The sequence below is a fragment of the Streptomyces sp. NPDC052236 genome (assembly GCF_044548015.1).
Lineage (GTDB): Bacteria > Actinomycetota > Actinomycetes > Streptomycetales > Streptomycetaceae > Streptomyces.
This window is the reverse complement of sequence record NZ_JBIUBL010000035.1, coordinates 41,328-56,957: the sequence shown is the minus strand read 5'-3', so window position 1 is coordinate 56,957 and position 15,630 is coordinate 41,328. Positions and strand designations below refer to the sequence as shown.

8 protein-coding genes and 2 pseudogenes are annotated in these 15,630 nt (G+C 71.8%); 7 read left to right on the top strand and 3 right to left on the bottom strand.

The features are described 5' to 3' along the window. Position 1: 1 nt before the first annotated feature. A complete protein-coding gene (locus ACIHCQ_RS38790) occupies positions 2-2,209 on the bottom strand; it encodes a hypothetical protein (RefSeq protein ID WP_399673314.1) in 2,208 nt (735 codons plus the stop codon). Between the two features lie 259 nt (positions 2,210-2,468). Between ACIHCQ_RS38790 and ACIHCQ_RS38785 the strand changes: the two are divergent. The 7 genes and pseudogenes from ACIHCQ_RS38785 to ACIHCQ_RS38755 all read left to right on the top strand — a co-directional run bounded on the left by ACIHCQ_RS38785 (position 2,469) and on the right by ACIHCQ_RS38755 (position 13,853). Beyond that, positions 2,469-4,355: pseudogene (locus ACIHCQ_RS38785) on the top strand (LamG-like jellyroll fold domain-containing protein). Positions 4,356-4,501: 146 nt separating this feature from the next. Continuing rightward, a complete protein-coding gene (locus tag ACIHCQ_RS38780) occupies positions 4,502-5,167 on the top strand; it encodes a maleylpyruvate isomerase N-terminal domain-containing protein (protein WP_399673312.1) in 666 nt (221 codons plus the stop codon). A 178-nt stretch (positions 5,168-5,345) separates the two neighbouring features. Continuing rightward, the gene (locus ACIHCQ_RS38775) at positions 5,346-6,860 is read left to right on the top strand and encodes an MFS transporter (RefSeq protein ID WP_399673310.1); all 1,515 of its coding nucleotides are present in this window, start codon (positions 5,346-5,348) and stop codon (positions 6,858-6,860) included. 232 nt (positions 6,861-7,092) lie between these two features. Next, complete coding sequence (locus tag ACIHCQ_RS38770; RefSeq protein ID WP_399673308.1) at positions 7,093-8,892, top strand: AMP-dependent synthetase/ligase; 1,800 nt, start codon at positions 7,093-7,095, stop codon at positions 8,890-8,892. Positions 8,893-8,967: 75 nt separating this feature from the next. Beyond that, positions 8,968-10,221: an ABC transporter substrate-binding protein gene (locus tag ACIHCQ_RS38765; protein ID WP_399673306.1), complete on the top strand. Its 1,254-nt coding sequence runs from the start codon at positions 8,968-8,970 to the stop codon at positions 10,219-10,221. A gap of 12 nt (positions 10,222-10,233) precedes the next feature. After that, complete coding sequence (locus tag ACIHCQ_RS38760; protein WP_399673303.1) at positions 10,234-13,110, top strand: ATP-binding cassette domain-containing protein; 2,877 nt, start codon at positions 10,234-10,236, stop codon at positions 13,108-13,110. Further along, positions 13,107-13,853, top strand: coding sequence for an ABC transporter ATP-binding protein (locus ACIHCQ_RS38755; RefSeq protein ID WP_399673301.1), 747 nt, complete (start codon positions 13,107-13,109; stop codon positions 13,851-13,853). The genes ACIHCQ_RS38760 and ACIHCQ_RS38755 overlap by 4 nt, the downstream gene beginning before the upstream one ends. Positions 13,854-13,860: 7 nt before the next feature. On the opposite strand, the pseudogene ACIHCQ_RS38750 reads toward ACIHCQ_RS38755, so the two are convergent. Both ACIHCQ_RS38750 and ACIHCQ_RS38745 read right to left on the bottom strand, forming a co-directional pair. After that, positions 13,861-14,160: pseudogene (locus ACIHCQ_RS38750) on the bottom strand (hypothetical protein); the annotation flags it as partial. A gap of 71 nt (positions 14,161-14,231) precedes the next feature. Next, positions 14,232-15,515 carry a mannosyltransferase family protein gene (locus ACIHCQ_RS38745; RefSeq protein ID WP_399673299.1) on the bottom strand — a complete coding sequence of 428 codons (1,284 nt, stop codon included), beginning with the start codon at positions 15,513-15,515 and terminating at the stop codon, positions 14,232-14,234. Positions 15,516-15,630 lie beyond the last annotated feature (115 nt).

Here is a 15,630-nt window from a genome sequence, read left to right as displayed (position 1 = left end):
GTCAGCGCACCACCAAGCGTTCGTGCGGGGGTTCTTCGAGTTGTGCGGAATCAGCGCGCGGGCCGAGCAGAAAGGCGCGGAGGCTGTACGGGGGTTCCTCGCCCGGCACGGTCACGTCTATGTCGCGCTCGACGAGACGACCGCCCCGGCCGCCACTCCGGCCGATCTCGGCGCCGCTGAGCCGGAGCAAGGTGGTCCCGTCCATGGCGTGCCGCGGTCGGCTCATACGCTGCCCGGCGCGGGCGACGAGGACGAATTCGGGCAGGTCGGGGGCGCTGTCGGCGCCGACGGTGCCCGCGTACTCGGTGCGGACGATGACGCGGCGGCGGCGACCGGCCCGCCAGCCGGGTTTCACCAGGTCGTACGAGACGGCCAGATAGGGCGGCAGCAGCGCCGGCGCCCCGGCCGGGGCGGGGATCACCACATCGGCGTCGTCGAGCGTGACGGGCGCGGCGTGGAAACGAGCCCCTGCGGTGGCGACGGTCAGTTGGAGGCCTCCTCTGGTCCGGTAGGCGGACTTGGTGACGGTCTTGTGGTGCGCTTCGCCGGACTGCTCCCAGCTGACCTGTACGCAGTCGGCGTCACCCGGCCAGTCGAAGGTGACCCGCACCTGGTCGGGCACGTCGCGGCGCACTTGAAGGTTCTCCACGGCGGAGGCGAGTTCGATGCTCGCCGAAGGCCCGACGCAGGCCCGGTCGCCGAGCACGCTTACGGCGGTCAGCCGGGCACGGGTGCCGCGCGGCGGGCGCAGTTCCAGACCGCGGCCCTGCGGGGCGCGTTCCCAGGCGACTTCGGCGGGCAGGTCCTTCACCAGCACGTCGGCGCCCTGCGCGGGGAGCGGCCCGGCCAGATCCACGAGGCGCAGCTCGGCCCCGTCACCGCCGGTCCAGGTGACGACGATGCTGCCGAGGCGCTCGCCCGTGGCGACGTCGAGCCGGGTGATGGGCTCGGGCCAGCGGTGCACGGTGGCGCGTACGGTGATGCCCGCCGAGGTGGTCTCCGCTCCGGTGGCCGTGCGGTAGCGGCAGCGGATGGTGTAGCGGTGCTCTCTGGGCGCGAGATGGGCCTCGGTGAACCCGTCGCGGTCGGCCGCCACCGCCACGGGCTTCCCGGCCTGCCTTTCTACGAGGACGCCGCGCGCACCGGGCGGGATCCGCCAGCGGGCGGTGACGCGTCCGCGTCCGTCGGTCAGCTGTGGGTCCGCGACCTCGGGGGCGTAGCGGACGCGCGCGCTGACTGCGGGGACCTCCCGGATCCTGGGGCTGCCGGGGCCGTCCAGCGGGAGGACGGCGTAACGGATGTACTCGCCCACCGGCGCGGTGGTGTCGGTGAGGCGGGTCCGGTCGGTGGCGTCGGCGAGCTCGGTCCAGTTCCCCGGCCGGCCGCGGAGCACGCGGTACGGCCCGGGGGCGACGCCGCCCGACCAGTCGACGCGGATTCCCGAGTCGGCGAGGACGCGCGCGGTAACGGCTCCCGCTGACGCCGTACGCAACAGGGCCTCCACCGCGGCGGGTTCATCGACGGCGGTACGTGCCGCGCGCAGCCGTACCGCGGCGGCCGCGGCCGGTTCCCCGGCGCGCTCCAGCCGTACGCCCTCCGCCAGGAGCGCGCTCACCTCGTCGGTACGCTGATTGATCCGCCGCAGAAACCGGGCGAGCCGCTGGTCCCCGCCGGGGTCGCCCAGCCTGTCCGCGTACTCCTGCGCCCGGCGTAACCGGTTCGCCCGCCAGGCATCCACGATGAGCTCGGCGCTCTCGCGGAGTTGGTCGGTACGCCTCGGTTCGAGCCGGGCGCCGAGCGCGAGCGCCTCGGCCTCGGCGGGATCGGCGCCGAGCTCCTGGGCGGCCTCGGTGACGGGCCCGCGCGGGTGCCGCTGCAACAGGCCGACCAGTTCGTACAGGGCCACCCGCCGCAGCCCCATGGGATCGACGCCGAGGATCCGGTCGTAGCGGGCGAAGAGGGACCGGACGCACTGCCGGTCCACGCCCTGCACCGCGAGCCACGCGTCACGGGTCTCGGCGAGCCCCGCACGGTTCACCGGCCGCCAGTGACGCCCCCGCCCGGCCACCTCCAGCCCGTCCAGTATCCGGAACCGCACGGCGGTCACGGGACTACCGGGAAACAGCGCGTCGGCGGCGTGCCGCAGGCCCAACCGCCGCTGCTCCGCGAAGAGCTCGGCGGGCTCGGGGACCAGCGGCGAGCGGGGCATGGGCGGGACAGCTCCGGGCAACCCCAGTAAGTGCCCGAAGTGCTGCCGCATCAGCCCGCCCCCACGTCACGATCCGTACTCATATCTCAGCAGATCGCGATCACGGGTGTCGGCTCTTTGCCGAAACGCCGCGCACGGAGGGGCGCGGCACAACGTGCGGCCGATCGGCCACCGGTGTTCAGCTCCCCGCCACCGCACGGCCAGGGAGAGTGAGCAGCGTGCGTACGGCGTGATCAGGCGTCCTCTCCCTGGAGTGTTCATGAGTACAGCGGGACAGCAAAGCCCCCTGCAAAGACGCGCGTTGCTGCGCGCCGCCGTCGCCATACCGGCGGCAGGCGCAGCGGTCGCGGCATTCGAGGCGACGCCCGCGCAAGCATCGGCCTCGACATCGGCCTCGGCCCGCGTCGGCCGGTTCGACCCCGAAAGCCCGCGCTTCGCGCTGGCCGTCCTCCCCGACACGCAGTACCTCTTCGACGCCGACAGCGCCGACCCCGCCCCGCTGCGGGAGACCTTCCGCTAACTCGTCGCCGACCGGGCCGAGGCGAACATCGCCTTCATGACACACCTCGGCGACGTCACCGAACACGGCACCGAGGACGAGATCGAACTCGCCGCCGACACCTTCCGAACCATCCACGGCAAGGTGCCCTACAGCGTCCTGGCGGGCAACCACGACATCCGCTCCGCCACGGACGACCAGCGCGGCGACTCCGCCTACCTCGCGGCGTTCGGGCCCGCGCGTTACGCCTCCATGCCGACCTTCCGCGGCGCCTCGCCCGACGGCTACAACAGCTACCACGTGCTGCGCGCCGCAGGCCGCGAATGGCTCGTGCTCGCCCTGGACTGGCGGGTGTCGGACAAGGGGCTGCGGTGGGCGCAGGGCGTCCTCGACGCGCACCCCGCCCTGCCCGCCGTGCTCACCACACACGACATCGCATGGTCGGGCGACGACGGCAAGGCTCAGCTGTCGGGCAACGGCAAGCGTCTGTGGGACGGCCTCATCCGCGGCAACGACCAGATCTTCCTGGCGCTGGGCGGCCACTACTGGCCGCCGGGACGCACGGTCCTGTCCAACGACGCCGACAACGATGTCCACGTCCACATCACCAACTACCAGGACCGCTACTACGGCGGCGCCGGAATGATCCGTACGTACGGCTTCGACCTGGTCCGCGGCGTCATCGACGTCGAGACCTTCTCGCCGTGGTTCCTCGCCCGCGACCCCGGCAAGCGCGCACCCCTGGAGGCCGAGACCATCGAACTGTCCGGCTCCACCGACCGGTTCAGTCTGAGCGTCGACTTCGACGAGCGCTTCAAGAGCTTCGCCCCGGCCGTCCCGCCGAAGCCCCGCCCGGCCTCCGCGGTGATGCCGCGCGGCACGGTCGCGTACTGGCGCTTCGACGCGTCCGGGACGGCCGCGGGCGGAACCGCGGGCGCACCTGTCGCGGACGGCGCGGTCGTACGAGACCTCACCGGCAACGGCAACGACCTGACCGTGAGCCGTCTGCACTCGAGCGGACCCGAGACCCTCACCTGGTCGGCGGACCACCACCCCGGTCAGCCGGCGCACGCCAGTCTCCGCTTCGACGGCGGCAAGGCTCCGGACCGCGGCGCCGTCCTGAAGACCGCCGCCCACGCGGCTCTGAACAGCGAGAAGTTTCCTCGCGGCTACACCATCGAGACGTATGTCCGGCTGCCCGAGCCCTTCGAGGGCGACCACGCCTGGATGGGCATCCTCAGCTGGGAGGGGCGCAACGGCGACGCGGGCAAGACGACAGGCTGGTCCCCGCTGGAGCCCACCTGCAGCCTCAATCTGTCTCCTGAGAGGTTTCTGCAGTTCGTCGTCTATCCGCAACGGCAGGACGCCGACCCCACCTCGTGGAGTCACGCCGTGCCCGTGGGCCGCTGGATGCACATCGCCGTCGTCAACGACGGCCGTCGCACGGTGATGTACGTGGACGGCTCGAAGATCGCCCGCAATCCCTCGCAGCCGTCGACCGGCATCGCCACGCTCGGCAAGCCCTTCGTGATCGGCGCCACGCAATTCGACGAACGCTTCGGGCACGGCTTCTACGGATGGATCGGTGACACGCGCATTGTGAACCGGGCTCTGGCGGTGAGGGAGTTCCTCGCGCCGTTCGAGTGAGGCGCGGCGCAACGTGCGCGCCGAGGCGGGGGTGGCAGGAATTTGGCGGTGGCCGTCATTCCTGCCACTGGTCCCGCTCGGCGCGCGCTGCGAGTGTTGCCCGTACGTGATCAACCGCCACGGGCGGACGTACAAGGAGTTGTGGCATGAGTTCTGACCGAACAGCCGGAGCCGTCACCGGCACCCTCACTCATCCCACGCCGGACCCGGTGCCGCCCGCTGCCGCCGCGCCCTGGACCGACCTGCTGTCGGCGGCTGCCGACGACTGCCTCGCCGCGCTCCTCGAAGTATCCGACCAGGACTGGTCACGGCCCGCCCACGGCCTGGACTGGACCTGCCGCGAAACCCTCGACCATCTCGCCCTCGGCCTGATGGGCTACGCAGGCCTGCTCATCGCCCGGCCCCGCGACCGCTACATCGCCCTCTTCGCCTCACTCGACTCCCAGGCCTCCGTCCCTGCCTGCCTGGAGGGCATCGGTATAGCAGCCACTCTCCTCACCTCCACTGTGCGCGACACCGCTGCGGAAGCACGGGCCTGGCACCCCTGGGGCCACTCCGACGCCGCCGGTTTCGCCGCCATGGGTGTCACTGAACTGACGCTCCACACCTACGACATCACCCGCGCCCTCGGCCACACCTGGACCCCGCCCGACAACGTCAACGCGGCCGTCCTCGCCCGTCTGTTCCCTGATGTCCCCGATGCTCCGTCCGGGCACGATCTGTCCGACACCCTGCTGTGGTGTACGGGCCGCATGGCGCTCCCCGGGCTGCCCCGGCGTGCGGCCTGGCAGTGGGACGGCACCGTGCGCTGATCCGTTCGCACCGCTCAAGCGGCGCGAACGCGCCCGAAGCGTGGGTTCCCCCCGGTGCGCACCCTCTTCTGGTCGGATTCCGGCGCCGTCGCGCGCGTTGACCGCCGTATCTCACGCCGGTCTCGGATCGTACGGCAGGGACAAGAAGTGGGAACGGCCGATGCCTACGGAGGACGTCATGCGTAAATGGGGGCCGCTGATCGCGGTGTGCCTGGGAACCTTCATGCTGCTGCTCGACGTGACGGTGGTGACCGTCGCCCTGCCCGACATGGCGACCGCGCTGGATGCCTCGCTCACCGATCTCCAGTGGGTGATCGACATCTACGCGCTGGTGCTCGCGGCGCTGCTGCTGGGCGCGGGCGCCGCCGCCGATGTCCTCGGCCCGCGCCGGATGTACGTCGTGGGCACGGTCCTGTTCGCGGCGGCGTCGCTGGGCTGCGGGCTGGCCACGGGCCCTGCCTCGCTCATCGCCATGCGCGGCGCCCAGGGTCTCGGCGCCGCCGCCATGTTCGCCACCGCCCTCTCGCTGCTGGGCGCGGAGTACGAAGGGCGGGACCGGTCCTTCGCGCTCGGGGTGTGGGGTGCGGTCAGTGGCGCCGCGGCGGCGCTCGGGCCGGTTGTCGGCGGGGTGCTGACGCAGGGGCTGGACTGGCGGTGGATCTACCTCGTCAATCTGCCCGTGAGTGTGGCGGCCATCTGGCTCACCCTGCGCGTGGTGCGGCCGTCGAAGCCGCAGACCGGGCGGCGGATCGACTGGGCCGGTACGGCGGCGTTCGCCCTGTTCACGGGGGCGGCGACGTTCGGTGTGGTGCGGGCGGGCGTGGCGGGCTGGGCGTCGGCGACCACGGCGGCGACCTTCGGGGTGGCCGCCGTCGCGCTGGCGGCCTTCATCGCGGTCGAGCGCCGGGTCGCGCAGCCGCTGATCGATCTGTCGCTGTTCGCGCAGCCGCCGTTCCTGGCCGTCATCGCGGCGGGTGTGGCGTACAACGCGACCGCCTTCGGGGTGCTGCCGTACACCCAGATCTGGCTTCAGACGGTGCAGGGCATGAGCCCGATGCAGGGCGGGCTCGCGGTGCTCCCGCTCCCCGCCACGGCCTTCGTGGTGTCGGCGGTGGCCGGTCGGCTGCTGCACGGCACGCCGCACCGGCTGGTGATCGGCATCGGGCTGCTGCTCATCGGCGGCGGCACTCTGGGGCAGGCCGTGCTGACCCCCGGCTCCGGGTGGACGGCGCTGGTGGCCGGGCTCACGGTGGCGGGCGTCGGCGTGGGGCTGGTCTCGCCGGGTCTCGGAGGTGCGGCGCTCGCCTCCGTACCGCTGCGGAACGCGGGCATGGCGGGCGGCGCGGTCAATGCGTTCCGTCAGCTCGGCTACGCCTTCGGCGTCGCGGGTTTCGGCACGATCGTCGCCGCCCGGATGGCGAGCTCGCTGCGGGAGGCGGAGGTGGCCGCGCCGGCGGAGGCGGCGCACACGCTTGCCGGCGGTGGCGCCGGGGCGCTGCGGCCCTCGGTGACGGACGAGGTGGTGCACACGGCCTTCGCGTCGGGGCTGAACTTCGCCGCGGCCGTCGCCGGGGTGCTCGGGCTGCTGGCGGGGCTGGCGGTGCTGAGGTGGCTGCGCCCTGCCGCACGGCCCGCCGCCCAGGTGGGGAGCAGTTCACCCGTCGCCCTGGAGCACCACGTAGAGCGGCCGTGATAGCGCCGTACAGATTCCGTGGAGATTCCGGCCCGGCGTTCTGACCCCAGGGTCAGAACCCGGACCGAACACTGGTTCAATAGCCGTACATCCGGGCGCTGACCTGTGCCGATGCCATTTGTCCACAGTTCCTGAACCCGCTCACGCCCGGCCGGCCGGTGGGGTACCGTCACGGCGCTGTGCGGAGAGCGCCACAAGGAGCAGGCCATTGCGCGAGTTCACTGTCCCACCCATGGCCGCAGCGCCTCAGGTAGGCGGACTTGCGGACTCGGTGTTCGACCACGCCGAGGACGATCCGGGCCGCATCGCGCTCGGTCGCAAGGACTCCGCGGGCCAGTGGCAGGACATGACCTCCGCCCAGTTCCGCGACGAGGTGATGGCGCTGGCCAAGGGGCTGATCGCGCACGGCGTACGGTTCGGGGACCGGGTCGCGCTGATGTGCCGTACGCGCTACGAGTGGACGCTCTTCGACTTCGCGGTGTGGACGGTCGGCGCGCATTCCGTCCCCGTCTACCCGACCGCCTCCGCCGAGCAGGTCTTCTGGATGCTGCAGAACGCCGAGGTCTCGGCGTGCATGGTCGAGCACGAGGACCACGCCATGACCATCGGCTCGGTGATCGGCCGACTGCCGCAGCTGAAGCGGTTGTGGCAGCTGGACGCGGGCGCGGTCGCCGAGCTCTTCGAGGCGGGCGCGCATATCGACGACGAGGTGGTGCACCGGCACCGGCTTGCGGTGACGCCCGAGTCCACCGCCACCATCATCTACACCTCGGGCACCACCGGCCGCCCCAAGGGCTGTGTGATCACCCATGCCAATTTGATGTTCGAGGCCGACACCATGGTCAGCCGCTGGGAGCCGGTCTTCCGCTCCCGTCCCGGCGACGAGGCCTGCACACTGCTCTTCCTGCCCCTCGCGCATGTCTTCGGGCGCATGGTCGAGGTCGCGGGGATCCGCGGCCGGGTCAAGATCGGGCATCAGCCGGCGATGCAGGCGACCGCGCTGCTGCCGGACCTGGCGGCATTCCGGCCGACGTTCATTCTGGCTGTGCCGTACATCTTCGAGAAGGTGTACAACGCCGCCCGCCGCAGGGCGGAGGCCGACGGCAGGCTGGGCCCGTTCGACAAGGCCGTCGAGGTCGCCGTGAAGTACGCCGAGGCCGCGGAGCTCAAGGCCTTCGGGCTCGGCCCGGGCCCCTCCGCCGGGCTGCGGATGCAGCACCAGTTCTTCGAGAAGGCCGTGTACGGCAAGGTCCGCGAGGCGATGGGCGGTCGCGTGCGCCACGCGATGACCGGCGGCTCGGCCATGGACCGGCGGCTCGGCCTCTTCTTCGAGGGCGCGGGCGTCACCGTATTCGAGGGGTACGGACTGACCGAGTCGACCGCGGCGGCGACCGCGAACCCGCCCGAACGCACCCGGTACGGCACGGTCGGGCAGCCGATTCCGGGCACCACAGTGCATATCGCGGAGGACGGCGAGGTGTGGCTGCACGGCGGGAATGTCTTCTCCGGGTATCTGGGCGACCCGAAGGCCACCGACGCCGTACTGCACGACGGCTGGCTGGCGACCGGGGACATCGGCGCGCTGGACGAGGACGGCTATCTGTCCATCACCGGGCGGAAGAAGGAGATCCTGGTGACCTCCAGCGGCAAGAGCGTCTCGCCCACCACGCTGGAGGAGCGGGTGCGCAGCCATCCGCTGGTGGCGCAGTGCATCGTCGTGGGCAACGACAGGCCGTACATCGCGGCGCTGGTCACCCTCGACCCGGAGGCCGTCGCCCACTGGCTGGCCATGCAGGGCAAGCCGCGGCTCACCCCGGTCGAGCTGGTGCGGGACCCGGATCTGGAGATGGAAATCCGGCGGGCGGTCCTGGCCGCGAACACCCTCGTGTCGAAGGCGGAGTCGATCCGTACGTTCCGGATCCTGGCGCATCCCTTCAGCGAGGAGCACGGACTGCTCACCCCCTCGCTCAAGCTCAAGCGGAGGGCGATCGAGACGGCGTACGCGGTCGAGGTGGCCGCGCTCTACCAGTGATGGTGCCGCGCTAGTTATTGACGGTCCGTCAGGTATCGGCACAGAATTTCGGTCACCCGACGGAGGGACGACCCTGTGTTGCGATCGATCCGCACCCTCGCCGCAGCGGCCATGTTGCTGCTTGCCGCTGCCTGCAACTCCGCGTCCACCTCCGGCGAGCCCACCGGGAAGGACGGCGCCTCCGTACGCGGAGTGAGCGCCGACTCGATCAAGGTCGGCGGCATCGTCTCGATGACCACGGCCAGCGGCTACTCCAAGAAGGACACCGACCTCGGCGCCCGGGCCCGCTATGAGCGGGCCAACGCCGAAGGAGGCGTCAACGGCCGGAAAATCAACTACCTGGGGGCGGAGGACGACGGTCAGGATCCGGCCAGAAACCTGGCCGCCGCCCGCAAGCTGGTGCAGCAGGAGAAGGTCTTCGCCGTCTCCCCGATGAGCTCGGTGACGTTCTCCGGGGCGGACTTCCTGGAGCAGCAGCGGGTGCCGACATTCGGCTGGGGCACGGTTCCGCAGTTCTGCGGGCCGAAGCACATCTACGGCTTCGGCGGCTGCATGGTGCCGATGCCCGGCGGCACCATCACACAGAGCTGGCCCGAGGGGCTGGCCCAGGTGCTCGGCGGCGCGAAGGGCAAGTCGGTCGCGATCCTCGCCAACGACAACGACGCGGGCACCTTCGCCATCCGCACCTACCAGCAGGGCTTCGCGGCGGCCGGTTTCCAGGTGAGCTACGCGAAGGCGATCGTGCCCGCGACGTCCCTGCCGAGCGACTGGTCCGCGTACACCAAGGAGATCCTGCGCTCCAACAGCGGCAAGGCTCCCGACGCCGTCGTGTCCGTGATGCAGACGCCGTACAACATCGGCCTGTTCACGGCGCTCAAGCGGGCCGGTTACCGGGGTGTGATCACCGACCCGACGGACTACGACCCGGGGCTGCTGGCCAAGAGCGCGACGCGGCAGGCGCTCGACGGGGTGCATGTGCTGCTGACCTTCGAGCCGTTCGAGTCGGGCAGCGAGGCGATGAGGCGGTTCAAGGAGGACATCAGGAAGGCCGCGGGCGAGGATGTGCCGCTCAATATGCACATGATGACCGGATATATGTCCGCCGATCTCTTCCTCTCCATCGCCGAGAAGGCCGGAAAGGACCTGACCGTGGAGAGTTTCCAGAAGGCCGCCGGGAGCTTCTCCGACACGGGCACGCTGGTGGGCGACCGGGCCCTGCCCAAGGGGCAGAAGGAGGCCTTCGGGTGCGGGGCGCTCGTACAGCTGAAGAACGGGACGTACGAGGTGTCCTCGCCGTTCAAGTGCTACGAACCGATCCCGTTCCGATAAGGGCCCGTGGTCATGGCGGATCTGCTGGGCTTTGTGCTGAGCGGGCTGGTCTCGGGCGCGCTGTACGCGCTGCTGGCGACCGGACTCGTCCTGTCGTACTCCGCGTCCGGGCTCTTCAACTTCGCGCACGGCGCGACCGCGTATCTGTGTGCTCTGGGTTTCTACGAGCTGCACTCGGGTTTCGGCTGGCCTGCCGTGCCGACCGCGCTGCTGCTCGTGTTCGTGGTCGCGCCGGGGCTCGGCTGGGGCCTTGACCGGCTGATGTTCCGCAAGCTGGCGCGGATCGGCGAGACCGCGCAGATCGTGGCGACGATCGGACTGCTGGTCGCGCTGCCCGCGCTCGGGCTGTGGATCGTGGAGCTGCTGGAGGACGCGGGCGCGCCCGTGAAGCCCGCGGAGAACCAGTTCGGTCTGGCGGGAGTGGGCCCCAGTCCCGCGAAGTCCTGGCAGCCGATGGACGGGGTGGGCGTCGACTCCGACCAGCTGATCACCTGGGTGGCGACGGCCGTGGTGGCGGTGGCGCTGTGGGTGCTGCTGCGGCACACCCGGCTCGGGCTGCGGCTGCGGGCCGCCGTCGACAACCGCTCGCTGACGGAGCTGCGGGGCATCAGCGCGGACCGGCTCTCCTCGATCGCGTGGATGCTGTCGTCGGCTCTCGCCGGGCTTGCGGGGGTGCTGGCCACGCCGCTGCTCGGCCTGTCGGCGCACGACTACACGCTCTTCCTCTTCGTGTCGGCGACGGCGGCCGTGCTGGGGCGGTTCGCGTCCGTGCCGCTGGCCTTCGCGGGCGGGCTCGCGCTCGGCGTGGTGCAGAACCTGGTGGCCGGGTACGCGTCGTTCGCCGACGGCATCACCGGCTTCCGTACGGCCGTGCCGTTCCTGATTCTGTTCGCGGGGCTGCTGGTGCTGGCCAGGCGGCAGCGCACGGCGGGCACGGCACCACCCGTGGACGCGCCGCCGGTCGACTATCTGGCGGGCCGGTCGTGGGGGCGGCGGTGGGGGCCGTGGGCAGCGGGCTCGGTGCTGCTGGCCGTGGCCTTCTATACGGTGACCACGCCGTTCTGGAGCGGGCTGCTGGCGCAGGGGCTCGCGATCTCGCTGGTCTTCGTCTCCTTCACGGTGGTGACCGGGCTCGGCGCGATGGTGTCGCTGGCGCAGGCGACGTTTGTGACGGGCGCGGGGCTGGTGGCCGGGTTGCTGCTGAGCCACGGCTGGCCGTTCGCGGCGGCGGCGCTGGTGGGTACGTGCGGTGCGGCGCTGCTCGGCGCCCTGGTGGCGCTCCCCGCGCTGCGTCTGGGCGGGCGCTCGCTGGCTCTGGCCACGCTGGCGCTGGCGTTCCTGGCCGACCAGGTTCTCTTCCAGGTGGGGTGGCTGCGGAACGGGGACACGGGGTGGGAGATCCCGCGCCCGGTGTTCGGTCCGGTCGATCTGGCGGACGACCGGGCCATGGGGGTCGCGCTGGTGGTGCTGGTGAGCGCGGCGGTGGCGGCGCTGAGCGCGCTGCGGAACTCCCCGCCGGGGCGCGCGATGCTCGCGGTGCGCTCGGCACCGGCGGCGGCGCTCGCGAGCGGGATCTCCGTGGTGCGTACGAAGCTGCTGCTGTTCACGCTCTCGGCGGGGCTCGCCGGGTTCGGCGGCGTGATGTACGCGTCGTACAACACCCGTATCACGGCCACGGACTTCACCGCGATGACGGGCCTGATCTGGCTGGCGGTGGTGGTCGCGGCGGGTGTGCGGAGACCGCAGTTCGCGGTGGTGGCGGGTCTGGTCTTCGCGCTGGCGCCGCATGTGGTGGCGGAGTACGTGACGGAGTCGGCGCATGTGCCGGTGATCCTGTTCGGTCTGGCCGGCCTGGCGCTGGCGAATGACCCGGACGGGTACTGCGCGGCGTTGTCGGTACGGATGCGGGCGCGGCGGGTGGCGGCGGGGGCCGTTGCGGGCTCTGGGGGTGGTGCTCAGGCTGCCGTCGACCGCGGCGCGCGGTCCGCGCGGGCCGGGTGGGGGCCCGTATCCGGCGCGAACAGCGCGACCGGTGCCGTAGAACTGGCACCACCAGAGCCACCACCAGAGCCACCGCGAGAGACACCGCCAGAGCACCGCTCGATTGCCGACTCGCGCACACGGGGCAGCCGCATCCGGGGCCACGGGGGCGACCGCGGCGGTCGGGCCACGGCAGGGTCCGCACCCCCCGCCCTCGAACTGCGCCGTGTCCACGCCGGATACGGCACCGCCCCCGTACTCCACGGCGTCGACCTCACCGTCCGCGGCGGCGAGATACTCGCCCTTCTCGGGCCCAACGGCGCGGGCAAGTCGACCATCTGCCGCCTCGCCGCCGGGCTGCTCGCTCCGGTCGCCGGGAGCGTGTACGTATCCGGGCGGGACAGCACCCGCGACGGCCCGGTCCGGCGGGCCCGGGGTGGAGTGCTCCTCGTGCCCGAGGGCCGGGGCATCTTTCCGTCGCTCACCATCGAGGAGAACCTCGCGCTCCAGCTGCCGGAGCAGTCCGCGCGGGACGCCGTGTACGAGCGGTTCGCGTCGCTCGCCCAGCGCCGTACCGTACTGGCCGGCTCGCTCTCCGGCGGGGAACAGCAGATGCTCGCGCTCGCCCCGCTGCTCCAGCGCCCGCCGCAGGTCCTCATCGCCGACGAGCCGTCCCTCGGGCTCGCGCCGCGCGTGGTCGAGGAGGTGTTCCGGCTGCTCACGGAGATCCGCGCGGCGGGCACCGGACTGCTGCTGGTGGAGGAGAAGGCCGCCGAAGTGCTCGGCATCGCGGACTCCGTGGCGTATCTCGCTCAGGGCCGTGTCTCCTGGTGCGGTCCGCGCGACGAGGTGGAGAGGGACCGGCTCACCGAGGCGTATCTGGGCATCAGGGAGGGGGTGCGGCCATGAGCGAGTACGTACTGCGGGCGTCCGGCGTCGGCGTACGGTTCGGCGGCGTCCAGGCCCTGGACGGGGTGGACCTGGGCATCAGGCCCGGCGAGGTATGCGGGCTCATCGGCCCCAACGGCGCGGGCAAGACGACTCTGTTCGACGCCGTGTCGGGCATCCGCCGCCCCGACGAGGGACGCGTACTGCTCGACGGTACGGACATCACGCGCCGCTCCCCCGTCTGGCGGGCCCGGCACGGAATGCGCCGCACCTTCCAGCGGCAGCAGCTCTTCGGGCAGCTCACGGTGGCCGACAACCTCCTGGTCGCCCAGGAGTGGCGCGGCGGCCTCACGCACCGGCGCGCCCACGAGAGGGAGCGCCGCGCCCGCGCCGCGACGATCCTGCGCGCGTGCGGTCTGGACGCGCTCACCGACGCGTACGCGGCCGCCCTCCCTGTCGGCCAGGCTCGCATGGTGGAGCTGGCCCGTGCCCTGGTGGATCCGCCGCGCGTGCTGCTCCTCGATGAGCCCGCGTCCGGCATGTCCGCCGAGGAGCGGGGACAGCTGGCCGCTGTCGTACGGCATGTCGCGGCCGAGGAGGACTGCGCGGTGCTGCTTGTCGAGCACAACGTCGCCTTTGTGATGGAGCTCTGCGCTCGCGTGGTCGTGCTCGATCTGGGCAAGGTGCTCGCCGAGGGCCCGGCCACGCAGGTACGCGCCGACCCGCGGGTCCTCGACGCGTACCTCGGCACGAACGCCGCCTGAAGCTCTTTCAGCGCCGGCCCTTCCCGGTGGCACGGGTGATGAGCTCTTCGAACGCGGGGGCGTCGCCGTCGCGGACCCGGGCCCAGGCGCGGGAGAAAAGTTCCGCCACCGACATCATGGGCACGGCCTGTTCGTGGTCGATGAGCGGGTAGAGCCGTTGCTTCCAGCTCTCCACGGGCAGGGCGGGCGCCTTGAGGTTGCTCCAGGCGCCGGGCAGGAAAAGACCGCGTCCCGCCCGGGGGCGCTTGGCCTCGATCACCAGGTCGGTGGCGGCAAGTTCGGCGCGGGCCTTCTTCGTGCGGGCCGGCTATGCGTCCCAAGGTCCGGGTCAGTGCCAATGGTTCGGGGGTGGTCGGGCAGGCCGGGGCACGGTTGCGGTCAACCGGCCCAGCGCCCCGAGACGAAGGTCACCGCGAGCACGACCATCAGCGGGGCCACCACGAAGGCGTACGCCTCCTTCACCCAGCCGCGCCGCAGGCTCCAGTGGGCCAGCCCGGTCCACAGTGGCCACCAGAGCAGAGTGGCGCGAGGTATCGACAGGTACCAGTACGACGTTCCCAGAGCCCAGAGGCTGAGCGCGATGTAGACGGCCTCGGGCCAGCGACGGCGGATCAGGAGCCATGCCAGCAGCACGACTCCGATTGCCATGGCGGCCAGCTCCAGCTGGAACTCCCACGCGTAGCCGGTGGTATGGACGTGGTCGAACGCGTTCTGCCAGGTGTTACGAAACGCTTCCGCAGGGGTGTGGAAGTCCCGGTACCAGCCGCGTTCCTGGGCGTGCTTCCAAGCCATCCAGTCGCCGGTCTGCTGATGCAGGTAGTAGGTGTAGGCGAGGGCAGGTCCGGCGGGCAGCGCGCACCAGGGGAGGGAGCGCCAGTGGCGGAGGGCACCGCGGTCGTTGCGGGCCAGCAGGAACTCGACCGCGATCGCCGCGGCCAGGAACAGCCCGCTGACCCGGGTGGTGGTGGCCGCCGCGGTGAGCAGGCCGGCGAGGGGCCAGTGACGGTTCTTGGCCGCGAGCCAGGCCGGCAGCGCGAACGCGAGGAAGAGCGACTCGGTGTAGCCGGCGGCGAGGAAGACCGCGGCGGGCGAGAGCAGCAGGAAGCCGACGGCCCGCTTCCCGGCCCGGTCGTCGCCGTCCGGTCGGCCGAGCCCGGCGATCCGGGCGAGGGCGACGACGGCCACGGCGCCGCACACCAGGGATATCAGCAGGCCGGCCACGGTCCAGTTGGGGACGACGGTGTGTACGGCGCGGAGCACGAGAGGGAAGCCGGGGAAGAACGCCGCGCGCGTGTCGCTCACGGGATCAACGCCCGGAAAGGCACCGAAGTAGCCGTACTCGGCGATGCGGCGGTAGTGCGTCCAGTCCCACCGCTCCCAGTGGGACAGCCACGGGCCGGGCGACTTGGCCTCGGAGTCGGCGGGGAACAGCCACCCGGTGCAGTAGGTGACGATCCCCAGACCCAGGCGCGTGAACAGGTACAGGCGCAGCACCCGCCGGTCGGCGTGCGTCAGCCGGTCGAGCAGCCGTCGGGCCGGCAGCCGTGGGGCCATGCCGGGGGCCGGACTGCGTAGGGGACTGCGCCCTGGATTCCGTCGGGGATTCCGTCGGGGATTCCGTACGGGCGGGCGCGGCGGGGCGGTGGGCGGGGTAATGGTCATCGAGCGTCCAGTCCTGGCGTGCCCGCAAGGGGGCAGGAGGCGGATGAGGGCGTGCGGAATCCCCCAGCGGCGGCGAGGCAGGGCGGACGCCTGAGCCGTCTGTCAGTACGGCAAT

Excerpts from the sequence above, each read along its gene's own strand:
- ACIHCQ_RS38760 (WP_399673303.1), top strand. The coding sequence starts at position 10,234 with ATGGCGGATCTGCTGGGCTTTGTGCTGAGCGGGCTGGTCTCGGGCGCG.
- ACIHCQ_RS38775 (WP_399673310.1), top strand. The coding sequence starts at position 5,346 with ATGCGTAAATGGGGGCCGCTGATCGCGGTGTGCCTGGGAACCTTCATG.
- ACIHCQ_RS38745 (WP_399673299.1), bottom strand. The coding sequence starts at position 15,515 with ATGACCATTACCCCGCCCACCGCCCCGCCGCGCCCGCCCGTACGGAAT.
- ACIHCQ_RS38780 (WP_399673312.1), top strand. The coding sequence starts at position 4,502 with ATGAGTTCTGACCGAACAGCCGGAGCCGTCACCGGCACCCTCACTCAT.
- ACIHCQ_RS38755 (WP_399673301.1), top strand. The coding sequence starts at position 13,107 with ATGAGCGAGTACGTACTGCGGGCGTCCGGCGTCGGCGTACGGTTCGGC.
- ACIHCQ_RS38790 (WP_399673314.1), bottom strand. The coding sequence starts at position 2,209 with ATGCCCCGCTCGCCGCTGGTCCCCGAGCCCGCCGAGCTCTTCGCGGAG.
- ACIHCQ_RS38770 (WP_399673308.1), top strand. The coding sequence starts at position 7,093 with ATGGCCGCAGCGCCTCAGGTAGGCGGACTTGCGGACTCGGTGTTCGAC.